The sequence below is a fragment of the bacterium genome (genome assembly GCA_026129405.1).
Taxonomy (GTDB): Bacteria; Desulfobacterota; Binatia; order DP-6; family DP-6; genus JAHCID01.
On the sequence record JAHCID010000001.1, the window covers coordinates 1,102,356 to 1,119,667 of the forward strand.

At 72.9% G+C, this 17,312-nt stretch carries 18 protein-coding genes; 12 read left to right on the top strand and 6 right to left on the bottom strand.

Translation table 11 applies throughout. From position 1 onward, the window contains the following. The first annotated feature begins 43 nt into the window (after positions 1–43). From KIT14_05070 to KIT14_05090, 5 genes are all read left to right on the top strand, one after another. On the top strand, positions 44–463 hold the full coding sequence (locus KIT14_05070; protein MCW5889905.1) for a heme-binding protein: 420 nt from the start codon (positions 44–46) through the stop codon (positions 461–463). Further along, positions 460–2,025, top strand: coding sequence for a malate synthase A (aceB, locus tag KIT14_05075; protein ID MCW5889906.1), 1,566 nt, complete (start codon positions 460–462; stop codon positions 2,023–2,025). The genes KIT14_05070 and aceB overlap by 4 nt, the downstream gene beginning before the upstream one ends. An 88-nt stretch (positions 2,026–2,113) precedes the next feature. After that, positions 2,114–2,578 (top strand): hypothetical protein, encoded by a 465-nt coding sequence (locus tag KIT14_05080; protein ID MCW5889907.1) that lies wholly within the window; start codon positions 2,114–2,116, stop codon positions 2,576–2,578. Further along, complete coding sequence (locus KIT14_05085) at positions 2,575–3,057, top strand: hypothetical protein (protein MCW5889908.1); 483 nt, start codon at positions 2,575–2,577, stop codon at positions 3,055–3,057. Before KIT14_05080 ends, KIT14_05085 begins: the two co-directional genes overlap by 4 nt. A 3-nt stretch (positions 3,058–3,060) precedes the next feature. Then, positions 3,061–3,810 (top strand): hypothetical protein, encoded by a 750-nt coding sequence (locus KIT14_05090; protein MCW5889909.1) that lies wholly within the window; start codon positions 3,061–3,063, stop codon positions 3,808–3,810. A 12-nt stretch (positions 3,811–3,822) separates the two neighbouring features. Here the strand turns inward: KIT14_05090 and KIT14_05095 are convergent, their stop codons facing one another. Then, positions 3,823–4,560, bottom strand: a complete 738-nt coding sequence (locus KIT14_05095; GenBank protein MCW5889910.1) for a tyrosine-protein phosphatase — start codon at positions 4,558–4,560, stop codon at positions 3,823–3,825. A gap of 80 nt (positions 4,561–4,640) precedes the next feature. Between KIT14_05095 and KIT14_05100 the strand changes: the two genes are divergently transcribed. Then, complete coding sequence (locus KIT14_05100; protein ID MCW5889911.1) at positions 4,641–5,642, top strand: LLM class flavin-dependent oxidoreductase; 1,002 nt, start codon at positions 4,641–4,643, stop codon at positions 5,640–5,642. Positions 5,643–5,646: 4 nt separating this feature from the next. Here KIT14_05100 and KIT14_05105 read toward each other — a convergent pair whose 3' ends face one another. Beyond that, positions 5,647–6,972: an MFS transporter gene (locus KIT14_05105; GenBank protein ID MCW5889912.1), complete on the bottom strand. Its 1,326-nt coding sequence runs from the start codon at positions 6,970–6,972 to the stop codon at positions 5,647–5,649. A gap of 110 nt (positions 6,973–7,082) precedes the next feature. Between KIT14_05105 and KIT14_05110 the strand changes: the two genes are divergently transcribed. Further along, positions 7,083–7,817 (top strand): SDR family oxidoreductase, encoded by a 735-nt coding sequence (locus tag KIT14_05110; GenBank protein MCW5889913.1) that lies wholly within the window; start codon positions 7,083–7,085, stop codon positions 7,815–7,817. Between the two features lie 4 nt (positions 7,818–7,821). Here the strand turns inward: KIT14_05110 and KIT14_05115 are convergent, their stop codons facing one another. Further along, positions 7,822–8,067 carry a hypothetical protein gene (locus KIT14_05115; protein ID MCW5889914.1) on the bottom strand — a complete coding sequence of 82 codons (246 nt, stop codon included), beginning with the start codon at positions 8,065–8,067 and terminating at the stop codon, positions 7,822–7,824. Between the two features lie 524 nt (positions 8,068–8,591). On the opposite strand from KIT14_05115, the gene alaS reads away from it, so the two are divergent. The 5 genes from alaS (at position 8,592) to KIT14_05140 (ending at position 14,796) form a co-directional block, all read left to right on the top strand. Beyond that, positions 8,592–11,231 (top strand): alanine--tRNA ligase, encoded by a 2,640-nt coding sequence (gene alaS, locus KIT14_05120; GenBank protein ID MCW5889915.1) that lies wholly within the window; start codon positions 8,592–8,594, stop codon positions 11,229–11,231. Between the two features lie 5 nt (positions 11,232–11,236). Further along, the gene (locus KIT14_05125) at positions 11,237–12,217 is read left to right on the top strand and encodes a PhoH family protein (protein MCW5889916.1); all 981 of its coding nucleotides are present in this window, start codon (positions 11,237–11,239) and stop codon (positions 12,215–12,217) included. Between the two features lie 22 nt (positions 12,218–12,239). Next, positions 12,240–12,674 (top strand): rRNA maturation RNase YbeY, encoded by a 435-nt coding sequence (ybeY, locus tag KIT14_05130; protein ID MCW5889917.1) that lies wholly within the window; start codon positions 12,240–12,242, stop codon positions 12,672–12,674. Continuing rightward, complete coding sequence (gene lnt / locus KIT14_05135) at positions 12,671–14,293, top strand: apolipoprotein N-acyltransferase (GenBank protein ID MCW5889918.1); 1,623 nt, start codon at positions 12,671–12,673, stop codon at positions 14,291–14,293. The genes ybeY and lnt overlap by 4 nt, the downstream gene beginning before the upstream one ends. A 134-nt stretch (positions 14,294–14,427) precedes the next feature. Next, on the top strand, positions 14,428–14,796 hold the full coding sequence (locus tag KIT14_05140; protein ID MCW5889919.1) for a hypothetical protein: 369 nt from the start codon (positions 14,428–14,430) through the stop codon (positions 14,794–14,796). Between the two features lie 6 nt (positions 14,797–14,802). Here the strand turns inward: KIT14_05140 and modC are convergent, their stop codons facing one another. Genes modC through modA form a run of 3 tightly spaced genes read right to left on the bottom strand, consistent with a single transcriptional unit; the run spans position 14,803 to position 17,277 of the window. Next, on the bottom strand, positions 14,803–15,855 hold the full coding sequence (gene modC, locus KIT14_05145) for a molybdenum ABC transporter ATP-binding protein (protein ID MCW5889920.1): 1,053 nt from the start codon (positions 15,853–15,855) through the stop codon (positions 14,803–14,805). Then, the gene (modB, locus tag KIT14_05150; GenBank protein MCW5889921.1) at positions 15,852–16,523 is read right to left on the bottom strand and encodes a molybdate ABC transporter permease subunit; all 672 of its coding nucleotides are present in this window, start codon (positions 16,521–16,523) and stop codon (positions 15,852–15,854) included. The genes modC and modB overlap by 4 nt, the downstream gene beginning before the upstream one ends. A 1-nt stretch (position 16,524) precedes the next feature. Next, positions 16,525–17,277, bottom strand: coding sequence for a molybdate ABC transporter substrate-binding protein (gene modA, locus KIT14_05155; protein MCW5889922.1), 753 nt, complete (start codon positions 17,275–17,277; stop codon positions 16,525–16,527). Positions 17,278–17,312 lie beyond the last annotated feature (35 nt).

The window sequence follows — 17,312 nt, forward strand, 5'->3', positions numbered from 1 at the left end:
GCTTGCGGTGGTACTCGAGCCGCCTTCGTCGTAGCCTCTGGGCATGGCTGCCCACGTCCAGTCCACCCTGCAGCTGACCCACGCCGGTGCCCTCGCCGTCCTCGAGGCGGCGGTCGCGAAGGCCACCGAGATCGGCGTCCCGCAGTGCATCGCCGTGGTCGACGCGGGCGGCAACCTGCTCGCGTTCGTGCGCATGGACGGCGCCAAGGTGCTGAGCCAGCGCTCGGCGACGCGCAAGGCGGTCACCGCCGCGTCGTCGCGTGCCGCGAGCGGCGGCATGCCGGAGGACCTCGGCGCGAAGCTCGCGGTCGCCACCGACGGGCAGCTGATCAACGTCCGCGGCGGCCTGCCCATCGTGGCCGACGGCCACGTGATCGGCGCGATCGGCGTCGGCTCGGGCACCCAGGACCAGGACGTCGTCGTCGCCGAAGCCGGCCTCGCGGCGCTGCGGGTGGGACGATGACGCTGGTCGTGCGCGGGCCCGAGGTGCCCGAGGCGTCGCGCGTCCTCACCGCGGACGCGCTCGCGTTCGTCGAGGGACTCTGCGTGCGCTTCGAGGCCCGCCGCCGCGAGCTCTTGGCGCAGCGCGAGGCGCGGCAGGCGCGCCTCGCCGCGGGCGAGCGTCCCGACTTCCTCGCCGAGACGCGCGCCGTCCGCGACGGCAGCTGGACGGTGCCGCCGGCGCCGGCCGACCTCGACGACCGGCGCGTCGAGATCACCGGTCCGGTCGATCGCAAGATGATCATCAACGCGCTCAACTCCGGCGCGCGCGTCTTCATGGCCGACTTCGAGGACGCGAACTCGCCGACCTGGGGCAACTGTGTCGCGGGCCAGGCGAACGTCCAGGACGCGCTGCGCCGCACGATCGACTTCGTCAGTCCCGAGGGCAAGCGTTACACGCTCGGCCCCACGCCCGCGACGCTGGTCGTGCGGCCGCGCGGCTGGCACCTCGTCGAGAAGCACCTCCTGCGGGACGGCGAGCCCGTGTCGGCGAGCCTGGTCGATGCCGGTCTCTTCCTCTTCCACAACGCGGCCGAGCAGCGGCGGCGCGGCAGCGGACCGTATCTCTACCTGCCGAAGATGGAGAGCCATCTCGAGGCACGGCTCTGGAACGACGTCTTCGTCGCCGCGCAGGAGACGCTCGGCGTCCCCCGCGGCACGGTGCGGGCGACGGTCCTCATCGAGACGATTCTCGCCGCCTTCGAGATGGAGGAGATCCTCCACGAGCTGGGCGAGCATGCGGCCGGGCTCAACGCCGGCCGCTGGGACTACATCTTCAGCGCCATCAAGAAGTTCCGCGACCGGCCCGACTGCCTGTTCCCCGACCGCGCGCAGGTCACCATGACCGTCCCCTTCATGCGCGCCTATACCGATCTCCTGGTCGCGACCTGCCACCGCCGCGGCGCGCACGCGATCGGCGGCATGGCCGCGTTCATCCCGAGCCGCCGCGACGCCGAGGTGAACGCGCGGGCGATGGCCGCGGTGAAGGCCGACAAGGAGCGCGAGGCCGGGGCGGGCTTCGACGGCACGTGGGTGGCCCATCCCGATCTCGTGCCCATCGCGCAGGAGGCCTTCGACCGTGTGCTCGGCACGCGGCCGCACCAGAAGGATCGCCAGCGCGACGACGTCGTGCCCGACGCCGCACGGCTCCTCGACCTGCGCGTACCGGGCGGGACGATCACCGAGGCGGGGGTGCGCAACGACGTCGCCGTCGCCGTCCAGTACGTCGAGGCGTGGCTGCGCGGCAGCGGCGCCGTCGCGCTGTACGACCTCATGGAGGACGCCGCCACCGCGGAGATCGCGCGCAGCCAGCTGTGGCAGTGGCGGAAGTACGGTGCCCGCCTCGCCGACGGCCGCGTGCTCGACCTCGACCTCTATCGCGCCCTGCGCGACGAGGAGGTCGCGAAGCTGCCGCGTCCCGCGGGCAACCGTATCGACGAGGCGGCGGCGCTCCTCGATCGTCTCGTGACGAGCGAGGCCTTCGCGGAGTTCCTGACCGTGCCCGCGTACGCCATGCTGCCGTGAGTAGGGATGCCGGTTCGTGATGTCGTCTTGACTCGAAGCTCGATCTGCTGGAGACCGCGTGTCCATGAGGGGTCGCGGTCCCGGATCCGTGAATCCTCTGGATACGCTGGCGACGCTGATCGACGCCGCCAGCGGCGTCCTGACGGATATGTCCGCCCAGACCTATCTGCCGCGCCTTCTCCAGTTCTTTCGCCGCCTCCCGGTGCAGGACCGCGAAGCGGTGCTGGGCGTCCTCGAGCGCGAGGTCGAAGCGCGCCGGCTGAGCGTCGAAGCGGGCGACGGCCGCGTGGGCGAGGCGAACCCGCTCGCCAGCCTGTACGTGCGCGTGTTCGACGCCGAGCGGCCGCTGCCGGTGGTGTCGCGCGACGAGATGACCCAGTCGACGATCCAGGCCACGGCGCTGATGGCGAGCTTCCCCGAGCCGCTGCTGCGCGAGATGGAAGCGGCGATGGGCGAGGCCGTCGATCTCCTGACGCCCGAGGAAGCGGCGGCGCTGCTGTCCGTGCACGAGGAGATCCTGGAGCTCGCGGCCGAGGAGGAGGCGGACGCGTGATCGCCGCCGCCGACCTCGAGCGGCTGCGCGAGGCGCTGGCCGAGGCGCGCCGCATGGTCGCGGAGATGCACGAGGATCGCCTCTTCCCGCGTCTGGTCCTCGTGCTCGCCAGCGTCATGCCGCAGGACCGCGAGGCGCTCCTCCGCATGCTGGAGCACGAGGTCGGTGCGCGGCTGCTCGTCGCGCGGAACGGCGTCTGGTCGCGCTTCGCGCTGCGCGCCAACCCCTACGCGCGCATCTTCCAGCGCCCCGCCGAGCCGCCGCCGACGCGCAGCCTCGCGTTCGACGAGTGCATGCTCGCCGCCCGTGCCGGCGCGCGCATCTCGCTCCAGCTGCCGCCGCGCTCGGGGCCCTCGTCGACCGCCACGCGCCGAGTCTGGCGCGGGCTGTCGTCGACCGAACGCGCGATCGTGATCGCGAACAGCATGATGCTCCAGGATCGGCTCCGCGCCCTCGGCGCCCGCCGTCGGGTGGGCTGAGGCGTGCCGGGTTTCGACGCGCTCGCGGCGGCCTGGCGGAGCGCCGGTCGCGTCGTCGTGCTGACCGGCGCCGGCATGTCGACGGCGTCGGGCATCCCGGATTTCCGCTCGCCCGGCGGACGCTGGGCCCGCTACCGCCCGGTCACCATCCAGGAGTTCGTCGCCAGCGAGGACGACCGCGCGCGTTACTGGCGCTACAAGGGCGAGACCTGGGAGGTCATCCAGGCCGCCCAGCCGAACTCCGCGCACCTGGCGCTGGCCGCGCTCGCGGCGGCCGACCGCGTCGTGCTCCTCGTCACGCAGAACGTCGATGGTCTCCACGAGCGCAGCGGCATGCCGGCGGACCGCCTCGTGAACATCCACGGCACCGACTCCGCCGTCGAGTGCCTCGATTGCGGCGCCCGCGCGCCGCGGGCGACCGCGCAGCGGCAGTGGGAGGCGGGCGTCGCCGTGCCGCGGTGCGCGTGCGGCAGCGCGTGGAAGCCGGCGACGATCTCGTTCGGCCAGTCGCTCGTCCAGACCGACCTCCAGCGCGCCCTGCGCGCGGCGGCCACGTGCGACCTCTTCGTCGCGGCGGGGACGTCGCTCGTCGTCGGCCCGATCAACGTCATGCTGCCGACGGCGCGCGACGGCGGCGCCAGGACGGCGATCCTCACGGCGAGCGAGACGCCGTACGACGCCGTGGCGGACTGGAAGCTCGACGGGCCGGTCGAGGTGGTGCTGCCGGCGCTCCGCGACGCGGTGCTGGCGTAGGCGTCGCCCGCCTCACTCCACGAGCCGCGCCCGCAGGCGACCGAGCGTCTCGCCCGACAGCCCCGCCGCCCGCGCGTAGCCGGCGAACGAGCCGTGCGACGCGCGCAGCCGCGAGAGGAACTCGAGCATCGTCTCCGGATCGGCGTGCATCGTGTCGGGCGGCAGCAGATCGAGCATGCGCCGGTAGCCCTCGAGCGCCATCAGGCGGTCGACGATGCCGTCGAGGCTCTCGCGGGTGGCGACGTAGTCGGCGACGATCACCTCGTCGTCGACGCCGAGCAGGCCGAGGATGAGCGCCGAGATGACGCCGGTGCGGTCCTTGCCGGCGGCGCAGTGGAAGACGGCGGGCGCATCGGTGGCGGCGAGCGTGTCGATCACGCGGGCGATCGGCCCGCGGGCGAACTCGGCCATCAGCACGTAGCGGTCGGCGAGCGTGTATCTCGCGGCGGCCTCGCGGCTCTCGGCCATGGCGCCGTCGAAGAGCGGAAGATGGTGGAAGCGCATGGCTTCGCTCTCGAGCGGGCCGCGGCCCTCGCTCTGCAGCTCCGGGGTCGAGCGCAGGTCGATCACGTCGCCGAGGGCGATCTCGTCGCGCAGCCGGGCGACGTCCTCGGCGGTGAGGGCATGCAGGCCGTCGCTGCGGAAGACCTGGCGCCAGCGGACGCGGCGGCCGTCGGCGGTCGGATAGCCGCCGAGATCGCGGAAGTTGAGGCAGCCCGCGAGGTCGACGCGGCGGGGGATGTCCGTCATGGCGACCGGGGACGCTAGCACGCGCCTCCGGGGCGAGCACACCTTGATTTCGTCGGTCCCGGGGCGGCATGGTCCCGGCCATGGAGCGCATCGGCATCGTCCCCTTCTGGAAGAGCTACGACCGCAAGCAGATCCTGCGCGCCGCGCAGCTCGCCGACGACCTCGGCTACGATTCGATCTGGATCCCGGAGGCGTGGGCCTACGAGCAGTTCCAGCTGCTCACCGAGATCGCGCTGGGGACGAAGCGCATCAAGCTCGCGACCGGCATCGCCAACGTCTTCAGCCGCTCGGCAGGGCTGCTCGCGATGAGCGTCGCGACGCTCGACGAGATATCCGAGGGCCGCGCCATCCTCGGCCTCGGCACCAGCGGCAAGGTCGTGATCGAGAACTTCCACGGCCAGAAGTACGCGAAGCCGCTCACGCGCCTGAAGGAGACCATCGAGATCTGCCGCACGCTCTGGCGCGGTGGCCGGCTGTCGCCGGAGCTGAGCACGCTCTTCGACGCGCGCCACTTCAAGCTCGAGATGACGCCGTTGCGAAAGGAGATCCCGATCTACGTCGCGTCGCTCCAGGAGAAGGCGATCCGCGAGGTGGTCGGCGCGAAGGCCGACGGCTGGGTGCCGACGTTCTGGCCGTACCAGCACCTCGGCGACGGGCGCACGCTCCTCGACGAGGGCGCGCGCGCCGCGGGCCGCGATCCGAAGGCGGTCGAGATCGCGCCGTTCGTGGCCATCATCCCGCTGCCCGACGTCGCCGCCGCGCGCGCGATGATCAAGCCGACGGTGTCGTTCTACATCGGCGGCATGGGCGTCTACTACCACCAGATGTTCACGCGCTACGGCTACGGCGAGAACGCCGACTTCGTGCGCGACCTCTACGACAAGGGCGAGCGCCAGCAGGCCGCGGCCGCGGTCAGCGACGAGCTCATCGACGCCATCGCCATCTGCGGCCCGCCGGAGCACTGCAAGGAGCGCCTCGCCGAGTGGCGCCGGCACGGCGTCGCGCTGCCGCTCATGAACCTGCCGACGGGCGCGCCGTTCGAGCTGATGGAGATGCTGCTGCGCGGGATGGCGCCGAGCTGAGGCGTCAGCCGAGCTCCAGCCCCTTCGTCTCGCGCAGCCCGAGGATCACGCCGAGCGATACGGCGGCCGCCGCCATCAGGTACCAGGCGATGGCGAGCGGATCGCCGGTGGCGTGGATGAGCCACGTCGCGACGAGCGGCGTGGTGCCGCCGAAGATCGCCAGCGCCAGGTTGTAGCCGATCGACACCGCGCTGCAGCGCACGCGCGCCGGAAACAGCTCCGTCATCGCCACCGGCCCGACGCCGAGGAAGAGCGCGATCGGCAGCGCGAACGCCACCTGCCCCGCGAGCGCGAGCTGCGGATCGGGATGGTGCATCAGCCAGAAGAGCGGCCACGCCAGCACGAACAGCAGCGCGCACGCCGCCACCAGCGGCGGCTTGCGGCCGATGCGGTCCGAGAGCGCGCCCGCGAGCGGAATCAGCACGAGCAGGACGACCATGCTGATCGTGTTGATCTGGAGCGCGCGGCCGGCGTCGAGCTGCACGACCTCGGTGAGCCACGTCGCCCCGTAGACGAAGAGCAGGTAGAACGCGACGCCGTTCAGCACGTTGAACCCCGCGACGCGCAGCATCGCCGGCCAGTGCGCGCGCAGCGCCTCGACGACGGGCGACGTCGAGCCGGCGACGGCGGGCGGCGCCGTCTCGGTGAGGTGGCGCCGGATGACGACGCCCGCGAAGCCGACCGAGATGCCGAGCAGGAACGGCACGCGCCAGCCCCACGCGTGCATCGCCGCCGGCGAGAGCAGGCTGGTCACGAGCGCGCCCGCCGCGGAGCCGAGGAGGATGCCGGCGACCGCCCCGAACACGCTCCAGCTCGCCATGTAGCCGCGGCGCGCGGCCGGCGCGCCCTCCGCGAGATAGACGACCGACGAGGTGTACTCGCCGCCGACGGCGAGCCCCTGCACGAGCCGCAGCGCCACCATCAGCACCGACGCGGCGATGCCGATCTGCGCATGGTCGGGCAGCACGCCGATGAGGAACGTCGGCACCGCCATCGCGGCGACGGACACGAGCAGCGCCGTCTTGCGGCCGAAGCGGTCGCCGACGTGCCCGAAGACCATGCCGCCGAACGGCCGCATGAGGAAGCCGGCGGCGAAGACGCCGAACGCGGAGAGCAGCGAGGCGACCTGGCTGTCGGCGGGAAAGAAGTGCGCGCCGATCGTCGGCGCAAAGTAGCCGTAGACCGCGAAATCGTACCACTCCATCACGTTGCCGGCGATGCCGGCGACGATGGTGCGGCGGCGGGTGGCGGTCGGGACGGTCGCCGGCTCGGCCGGCGCCGCAGGCGCGGCGACGGGCGGCGGCACGGCAGTGGCGGGAAGCGGGCGCATCCCGTCCACGACGCCAGGGCGGCGTCGAGGTCTCAACCGCGGGCGCTGTCAGGACGCTGACACGGCGCGGGCTTGAGCGGCGGATGCCCGCTCCCCTATGGTCCCGCCCCGTGGATCGCTTCCAGGATCGCGTCGTCCTCCTCACCGGTGCCGCCTCGGGCATCGGCCGTGCCGTCGCCGAGCGGCTCGCGGCCGAGGCGGCCACGCTCTTCCTCCTCGATGTCCAGGCCGACGGGCTCGCCGCGCTCGGCGGGACGCTCGCTGCCGACACGCACGTCTGCGACGTCAGCGACGAGGCCGCGGTGGCGGCCGCGTTGGCGGCGTGCCTCGCCCGGCACGGTCGCCTCGACGCGCTCGTCAACGTCGCGGCCATCCTGCGCGCCGACCGCCTGCACGAGGTGCGCACCGCCGACTGGCAGCGCATCATCGACGTGAACCTCACCGGCACGTTCTTCACCTGCCGCGCCGCGATCCCGCACCTCCTCGCGACGCGCGGCAACATCGTCAACGTCGCCTCGACGGCCGCCGTCCACGGCCAGCCCTACGCCGGCGCCTACGCGGCCTCGAAGGGCGGCGTGCTGGCGCTCACCAAGTCGATCGCGATCGACTACGTGAAGCAGGGCCTGCGCGCGAACGCGGTCCTGCCCTGCGACATCGCGACGCCGATCTTCGCGCAGTTCCAGCCGCCCGAGGGCGCGGACTGGAAGCTGGTGAAGCGCGTGATGGCGCCGAAGGGCTCCGGCACCCCGGCCGACGTCGCGGGCGTCGTCGCGATGCTCGCGTCGGACGACGGCGCCCACATGACGGGGGCCGAGGTGCGGGTGGACGGCGGCTGCTTCGCCTGAGCCGTCAGCTGGGCGGGTGCTCGCGCATCTCGACCGCGACGCCGCGTGCCGCGAGGCGGAGCAGCCAGCGGCCGGCGCGGCGCGCCAGCGCGACCTCGTCTTCGGGCGTGACCTCGATCTCCAAGCGCGCGGTGCCCGTACCGCGTGCCAGCGCGCTGGTGTGCTCTTTCAGGGCTTCGAGCGTGTAGCCGTCGACGGCGCCGATCAGGTGGAGCGCGTCGACGCCGTTGCGGATGACTGCGTGCATCATCGGACTGTCCCTCCAGGGGCATCGAGAAGGTGGCGTCTGGTACCGACCGGGCCGCCCGCAGGGGCGGCCACCAACGGGTCAGGAGGGACAGGCGGGGTCGTCGCCGTCGCCGACGGGCGGCTGCTTGCGCCGGAACGACGTCCAGGCGAGCCGCGTGCTCGGCGCGAGAGAAGCGCTCGGCGGGACGCTCGCTCCGGGGCCACCCCGCGCCGTGAGCCGAAACCCGAGGGGGCGGGCCACGGCCCACGAGGAGACGTCGTCGGGGGCAACGACGTCCGCGCTTGGCACGGGGTGGTCCGGAGCGAGGGTGGCGGAATGCCCGGCGCCGAGCACCGGACGGGTGTCCGGCGATGCGGTCGCTGTCGGCTCGGGTCCGGCCCAGGCCGGAAGAGCCGCCAGGACCGCGCCCAGCACCAGCCACCGCGCTGCCGCCATCGCCATGTGCCTGGGACGACGCTGCGCCGGAGGTATTCACGCGGCCGTCGCGGTTGCCGCTCGTCGGACGAGCCGATAAACCGAGCAACGTGACCGGGAGCCAGATCCGGCAGGCGTTTCTCGAGTTCTTCCGCGAGCGTGGCCACACCATCGTGCCCAGCGCCCCGCTGGTGCCGCAGAACGACCCGAGCCTCCTCTTCACGAACGCGGGGATGGTCCCGTTCAAGCAGGTCTTCCTCGGCGGCGAGACCCGGCCCTACGTGCGTGCTGCCGACAGCCAGGTCTGTCTTCGCATCAGCGGGAAGCACAACGACCTCGAGCAGGTGGGGCGCGACACGTACCACCACACGCTGTTCGAGATGCTCGGCAACTGGTCGTTCGGCGACTACTACAAGGCCGAGGCCATCACCTGGGCGTGGGAGCTCCTCACCGGCGTCTGGAAGCTGCCCAAGGACAAGCTCTACGCGACGGTCTACACCACCGACGACGAGGCCGACGCGCTGTGGCGCACCCGGACCGACATCGCGCCCGAGCACATCTCGCGCTTCGAGGACGAGAACTTCTGGGAGATGGGCGACACGGGCCCGTGCGGCCCGTGCTCCGAGGTCCACGTGGATCGCGGCCCCGCCGCCTGCGACAAGCAGGGCCAGCCGCATCGCTGCGCCGTCAACGGCGACTGCGCGCGCTATCTCGAGATCTGGAACCTCGTCTTCATCCAGAACAATCGCGACGCCTCCGGCGTGCTCTCCGAGCTGCCGGCGAAGCACGTCGACACCGGCATGGGCTTCGAGCGCATCGCCGGCATCCTCCAGGGCGTCGCCAGCAACTACGACATCGACCTCTTCCGCACGATCATCGCGCGCGCCGAGAAGCTCTCGGGCGTGCGCTACGGCGGCGACGAGAAGAGCGACGTCTCGCTGCGCGTGATCGCCGACCACGCCCGCGCGGTGACGTTCCTGGTCTCCGAGGGCATCCTGCCGTCGAACGAGGGTCGGGGCTACGTGCTGCGCCGCCTGCTGCGGCGCGCGGCGCGGCACGGGAAGCTGCTCGGCATCGACCGGCCGTTCCTGTTCGACGTCACCGGCGCCGTCGGCGACGCGATGGGCGACGCGTATCCGGCCATCGTCGACGGGCATGCGCGCATCGCCGAGGTCGTGCGTACCGAAGAGGAGCGCTTCGCGCAGACGCTCGACCGCGGCCTCGCGCTCCTCGCCGGCGAGATCGAGACGGCACGCACGGCGGGCCGCACGGTCCTGGCGGGCGACGTCGCGTTCAAGCTCTACGACACCTACGGCTTCCCGCTCGACCTCACCGCGGACATCCTCACGGGCGAAGGCATGACCGTCGACCAGGCCGCCTTCGATCGCGAGATGGCGGCGCAGCGCGAGCGTGCCCGCGGCGCCCAGCGCTTCGCCGACGCCACCGGCAGCGCCGAGATCGCCACCGCGGGCGACGTGCGCACGCGCTTCGTCGGCGATCGCATCCCCGAGTGGGAGTCCGAGGTGCTCGCGCTCCTCGTCGACGGCAAGACCGCGACGGGACCCGTGCGCGAGGGCGCCCACGTCGACGTCGTGGTCGCCGAGACGCCCTTCTACGCCGAGTCGGGCGGCCAGACGGGCGACCGCGGCTGGGTCGTCACCGACGCCGGCACGCGCGTCGAGATCGACGACACGGTGAAGGTCGCGCCCACCGTGGTCGCGCATCGCGGCGTCGTGCGGCAGGGAGCGATCGCGGTCGGCGACCGCGTCCGCCTCACGATCGATCCCGAGCGCCGCGAGGCCACGCGCCTCAACCACTCCGCGACCCACCTCGTGCACGCCGCCCTGCGCAACCGGCTCGGCGGCCACGTGAAGCAGGCGGGCTCGCTCGTCAGCGCCGACCGCCTGCGCTTCGACTTCAACCACCACAAGGCGGTGGACGACGGCGAGCTCCAGGCGATCGAGGACGACGTCAACGCCATGATCCGCGCCAACGCCGACGTCGCCGTCGACGAGATGTCCTACGACGACGCCATCAAGGCGGGCGCGCTCGCCTTCTTCGGCGACAAGTACGGCGACCGTGTGCGCGTCATCCGCATGGGCGACTTCTCGGTCGAGCTGTGCGGCGGCACGCACGTGCAGCGCACGGGCGACATCGGCTACTTCCGCCTGCGCGACGAGAGCGGCGTGGCCGCCGGCGTGCGCCGCCTCGAGGCGAGCACCGGCGCCGGGGCGATCTCGGCGGTGCGCCGGCAGGAGGAGCTGCTCGGCGACCTCGCGTCGCTGCTCAAGGCCGGCGAGGGCGAGGCCCGCGCCAAGCTGGAGAAGATCCTCGGCCAGCTGCGCGAGCAGGAGAAGCGCATCGGCGAGCTGCAGGCGAAGCTCGCCGGCGGCGCGTCGCGCGACTTCATGGCCGACGCGAAGCAGGTCGACGGCATCACGGTGCTGGCGACGAAGGTCGAGGGGCTCGACGACAAGGGCCTGCGCGAGATGGCGGACCGCCTGCGCGACAAGCTGGGCTCGGGCGTGGTCGTGCTCGGGGCCGCGCAGGGCGAGAAGGCCATCCTCCTGGCGACGGTCACGAAGGATCTCGTCGGGCGCTATCACGCCGGCAACATCATCAAGCAGCTCGCCCCGCTCGTCGGCGGCGGGGGCGGCGGCCGGCCCGACTTCGCGCAGGCAGGGGGCAAGGAGCCGGGCAAGATCGACTCGGCGATCGCGGCCGCGCGCGAGCTGCTCGGCGCCCGCTGAAGCGGATTGCGAACTTGAGCGAACCCGCCGTCGCCCCCGCGTCCCTGCGCTTCGACGATCCGGCGCTCTTCCGGGAGCTGCTCGGCCATCACGACGAGCACCTGAAGATCGTCGAGAAGGCGACCGGCGCGCGCCTCCACGCCGGCGAGGGCACCGTCACGGTGCACGGCGACGCCGTCGAGGCCGAGCTGGCGACCCGCGTGCTCCAGCAGCTCTACGGGCTCCTCGAGCAGGGCTATCCGATCTACGCCTCGGACGTCGACTACGCGACGCGCATCCTCTCGGCCGACCGCGGCGCGCGCCTGCGCGACATCTTCCTCGACACCGTCTTCATCTCCGCCCACAAGCGGACCATCACGCCGAAGAGCCTGGCGCAGAAGGGCTACATCGAGGCCATCCGCCACTTCGACATCGTCTTCGGCATCGGCCCCGCCGGCACCGGCAAGACGTACCTCGCCATGGCGATGGCCGTCGCCGAGCTCATGCGCAACAACTTCCAGCGCATCGTGCTGACGCGGCCCGCGGTCGAGGCGGGCGAGAAGCTCGGCTTCCTGCCCGGCGATCTCGCCGAGAAGGTGAACCCGTATCTCCGCCCGCTCTACGACGCGCTCAACGAGATGGTCGACTACGACCGCGCGCGCAAGCTCATCGAGCGCGGCACGATCGAGGTCGCACCGCTCGCCTTCATGCGCGGCCGCACGCTGAACGACGCGTTCGTGATCCTCGACGAGGCGCAGAACACGACGAGCGAGCAGATGAAGATGTTCCTGACGCGCCTCGGCTTCGGCTCGAAGGCGGTCATTACCGGCGACGTCACCCAGGTCGACCTGCCGGCCGGCAAGGCGTCGGGCCTTAAGGAGGCGGCGCGCCTGCTCGCGCACATCAAGGGCATCCGCTTCGTCACCTTCACCGAGCGCGACGTCGTGCGGCACCCGCTCGTGCAGGAGATCATCACCGCCTACGACGGCGCCGACCGCTCCGAGTGACGGCGTGGAGGTCGTGGTCGCGATGCGCGGGCGGCGCGTGCCGGAGCTGGCGGGTCGCGTGAGCCGCAACGCCCGCCGGCTGCTGCGCGCCCTCGCGCTGCCCGACGCCGAGCTGTCCATCGTGCTCTGCTCCGACGCCGTCATCCATGGGCTGAACCGCGATTGGCGCGGCCGCGACCGTCCCACCGACGTGCTGTCGTTCGCGCAGGGCGAAGGCGAGGGGGCGCGGCCGGCAGGGCTCCTCGGCGACGTCGTGATCTCGGTCGACACCGCCCGCCGGCAGGCGGCCGAGCGCGGCGCGACGCTCGGCCGCGAGACCGATCGCCTGCTCGTGCACGGGCTGCTGCATCTCCTCGGCTACGACCACGAGGGCTCGCCGGCGGAGGCGCGTCGCATGCAGCGGCGCGAGCGCGCGCTGCGGCGCATCCTCGCGCCGCCGCACCGGAGCGCCGCGTGACGGCGGAGCCCGCACGCCAGTCGGGCGCCGAAACGGTCCACGTCGGCCGCAACGGCGCCGGCGGGCCCCTCGTCGCCCAGCTCGAGACGCCGGTCCCCGACGGCCGCTGGCGCCGCCTCGCCTACGCCGCCGGCAGCGGCCTCCTCCTGTCGGCGTCGTTCCCGAGCCTCGACGTCACGCCGCTCGCGTGGATCGGTCTCGTGCCGCTGCTGCTCGCCACCCACGGCCGCTCGGTGCGCTCCGCGTTCGCGCTCGGCTGGGTGGCGGGCATGACGTTCTTCCTCGCCACCTGCTACTGGATCGTGCACACGATCTCGCACTACACGCCGCTGCCGACGGTGGTGTGCGTCGTGCTGCTGGTGGCGATGTCGGCGGTGCTCGCGTGCTACCACGGCGCCTTCGCCGCCGGGCTGCGCTTCTTCGAGCGCCGCGGCCTGCCCGCGCTGTGGCTCGCGCCGGCGCTCTGGGTGACGCTCGAGTGGGTGCGCGGCTGGTTCTTCATCGGCTTCCCCTGGGCCGCGCTCGGCTACTCGCAGTGGCGCTTCTCGAACCTGGTGCAGATCGTCGAGGTGACCGGCGTCTACGGCGTGTCGGCGGTGCTCGTGCTGTTCAACGTCGTGGTCGCCGGCGTGCTGCGCGAGCGCGGCCGCGGCGTCCTGCGCGTCGGGCCGCCGCTCGCGGTGCTGACGATTCTCGTCGGCGTCCTGCCGGCGGTCGGTGCCTGGCGCAAGGGGCAGCTCGCCGCCATGCCGCCCGCGGGCCGCGTGACGGTCGCGGTGGCGCAGGGCAACGTCGAGCAGGACCGCAAGTGGGATCCGGCCTTCCAGGCCGAGACCATGGCGCGCTACGCGACGCTCACGCGCGAGGCGGCGCGGCTGAAGCCCGATCTCGTCGTGTGGCCCGAGACGGCGGCGCCGTTCTTCTTCCAGGAGCCGTCGCCGTGGCGCCAGGACCTCCTCGAGCTGGTGCGCGAGGTCCGCATCCCGCTGCTCTTCGGCAGCCCCGCCTTCCGCGTGGAAGACGGCAGGATCGAGCAGCTGAATCGCGCCTTCCTGCTCGGCCCCGACGGCAGCGAGCAGGGCACGTACGACAAGATCCAGCTCGTGCCGTTCGGCGAGTACGTCCCCTTCCGCCGCATCCTCTTCTTCGTCCCCCAGATCGTGACCGCGGTGGGCCAGATCGGCGCCGGCATCGACCCGACGGTGTTCACGATCCCGCAGGCGAAGCTCGGCACCCTCATCTGCTACGAGGGCATCTTCCCCGAGCTGCCCCGCCGCTTCGTGGACGCGGGTGCCCAGGTCCTCGTCAACATCACCAACGACGCCTGGTTCGGTCGCACCTCCGCCCCGTGGCAGCATCTCGTCCAGGAGTCCTTTCGCGCCATCGAGAACCGCACCCCGATGGTGCGCGCCGCCAACACCGGCATCAGCGCCTTCATCGACGCGACCGGCCACATCCGCTGGGCGAGCCCGCTGTACGAGACGCTCTGGTACGTCGACGAGGTCACGTGGCCGGGCGTGAAGACGTTCTACGCGCAGTACGGGAACGTGTTCGTGTGGGCGTGTGCGGCGGTGCTGGTGGCGTTCCTGGGCGTGGGCGCGCGGCGGCGGGCGGGGTAGTCGTCCGCATTCCACCCGCGGCTCGCCGTACCACGCGCCCACGCACCCGCCCCGGACCATGATGCCCCGCCGACCGGGGCACGCCCCTTGCTGCCTTTCGTCCCGACCGACGCTCATCCGACGGGAGGGACACGATGTTCACTACGCGACACGCCGTGCGCGGCGACGAGGCGATTCCTCCGGTGCAGGGATCGCGGCGGATCGGGGTGCATCCCGCCCGGGCCCTGGTGGCGGCGGTGCTCGACGACGCGGTGTCGATCCTGAAGCGGCGGGACGTGGGGGTTTCGAAGGCGGGCAAGCGCTTGTTCGAGGAGACCGTGGCCTGGTGCGCGGCGGACGATCTCGAACATCCCTTCTCGTTCTTGAACGCGTGTGCGGCGCTCGACCTCGACGCCGACACGCTGCGGCGCCGCCTGCTCGCGGAGCCGCGGGGGCGGAGCCGCTGGGGCACGCTGCCCCGGCGCGTCATCGACGCGGCGGCCGCGGGCGGACGCGGGAGCTGAGCTCGCTCAAGCGACCCGCACGGAGTGGCTCTTCAGCGCGAGCCAGACCGGGCGTCCCGTGTGCAGCCGGAGATCGGCGACGGCGGCGGGGGTGCAGCGCACGAGCCAGGCGCTGCCGCCGGCGGGCACGCAGCGCACCAGCGCGTCCGCGCCGGCGCGCGTGACGTCGAGCACGGTTGCGGCGACGACGTTGCGGGCCGAGAGCCCCTGCACCGGCGCGATCGCGATCAGCACGTCCTCGGCGCGCACGCCGAGCGTGACGGCGCTGCCCGGGGGGCGGTCGGCGTGCAGCGGAATGCTGAGCCCGAGGCCGTCGCCGAGGCGGACGCGCGAGATGCCGCCGGCGACGTCGTGCTCCATGATCGTCGCCGGCAGCAGGTTCTCGACGCCGCCATCGCGCTCGCCGGCGGCGATCCCGAGCAGATCGCCCGGCGCGCCCTGGGCGACGACGCGGCCGTCGCGCAGGAGGAGCGCGGTGTCGGCGAGCGCCAGCGCCTCGCCGACCTGGTGCGTGACCCACAGCACGGGCACCTGCCAGGAGGCGCGCAGGCGCAGCAGCCAGGGGACGATGCGCTCGCGCAGCGCGACGTCGAGCGCGCCGAGCGGCTCGTCGAGCAGCAGCAGCGCCGGCGCGTGCGCCAGCGCCCGGGCGAGGGCGACGCGCTGGCGCTCGCCGCCGGAGAGCGTGCCCGGGCGCCGCGCGAGCAGCGGGCCGAGCTCGAGCGTGTCGACGATCTCCGCCAGCCGGGCGGCGTCGACGCGGGCGCCGAAGGCGACGTTCGCGCGCGCCGAGAGGTGCGGAAAGAGCCCGGCGTCCTGCGGCACGTAGCCGACGCGGCGCTGCTCGGGGGGGCGGCGGGTGCGGCCGTCCTGCCAGACGGCGTCGCCCACGACGACGCGCCCGTGCGCGGCGCGGCGCAGGCCCGCGACCGCCTCGAGCAGCGACGTCTTGCCCGCACCCGACGGGCCCATCACCGCGGTCACGCCGTCGCCGCCCAGGGTGACGTCGACCGCGAGCGTGAACCGCGCCAGCGGCAGCCTGACGTCGAGCGCGATCACGGCCGCCGCTCCCGTCGCCGCACCAGCCACTCGACCGCCCACAGGGTCGCGAAGGCGAGCCCGACGGTGACGCCCGCGAGCGCGCGGGCGCGCTCGTCGTCGCCGATCTGCACGGCCTGGAAGATCGCCAGCGACAGCGTCTGCGTGCGTCCGGGGATGTTGCCGGCGAGCATGACCGTGGCGCCGAACTCGCCGAGCGCCCGCGCGAACGCGAGCACCGTACCGGCGAGGACGCCGCGCCACGCGAGCGGCAGCGTGACGCGGAAGAACGCCGACACCGGCCCGCAGCCGAGCGTGCGCGCGATGCCGACGAGGCGCGGGTCGACCTCCTCGAACGCGGTGCGCGCGGTGCGTACGAGGAGCGGGAACGCCATCACCGCCGTGGCGACGAGGACGCCCTTCCAGGTGAAGGCGATGGTGATGCCGTGCCCCTCGAGCCAGCCGCCGAGGACGCCGCGTCGGGCGAAGACCTCGAGCAGCGCCAGGCCGACCGCCGTCGGGGGCAGCACGAGCGGCAGCGAGCACAGCGTCTCGACGAGGCCGGTGCCCGGCCCGCGCCAGCGCGCCAGGAGCAGCGCCAGGGCGACCCCGGGCGGCAGGATCACGAGCGTGGCGAGCGCCGCCACCTCGAGGGTGAAGACGACGACGCCGATGTCGCCGGCGGTCATCTCACGGCAGGACGCCGAACCCCGCGCGCTCGAAGGCCGGGCGCGCCGCCGGTGAGGCGAGGAAGTCGACCAGCTCCTTGGCCTCGTCGAGCTTGTGCGAGGACTGCACGGGCGCGACCGCGTACACGATGCGCGGCCCGTCCGCGGCGGGGACCGCGTACGCGATGCGCACCCGCGGCTCGATCGCCGCGTCCGTTCTGTAGACCACGGCGGCGTCGGCGGCGCCGGTGGCGACGGCGGCGAGCGCGGCGCGGACGTCGACGGTGGGGACGACGTGCGGCTCGGTCGCCTTCCAGGTGCCGGCCTTCTCGAGCCACTGCTTCGTGTAGACGCCGGCCGGCACCGCCTTCGGATCGGCGAGGGCCAGGCGCTTCACCTTCGCGAGGTCGCCGGCGCCGTCGATCGTGGTGGTCGCGTTCGTCGGGACGATCACCACGAGGCTGTTCGTGAGCAGCTCGCGCACGTCGCCCTGCTGCACGGCGCCGACCTTCACGACACGCTCCATCTGCGCCACGTCGGCCGAGAAGAACACGTCGGCCGGTGCGCCGGCGACGATCTGGCGTGCGAGGTCGCTGGAGCCGCCGAAGCTGAAGGTGACGCGATCGTGGCTCGTCTTCTCGAACGCCTGCACGACCTCCTGGAGGACGTTCGTCAGGCTGGCGGCGGCGAAGACGAGCAGCTCCTCGGCGGCCCGCACCGGCCGCGGGGCGACGAGCGAGAGGGCGACGAGCAGGGCCACCACGAGTCGGGTCATCGGCGGAGACCTCCGCGCGAGTGCGTAGTCGGTCA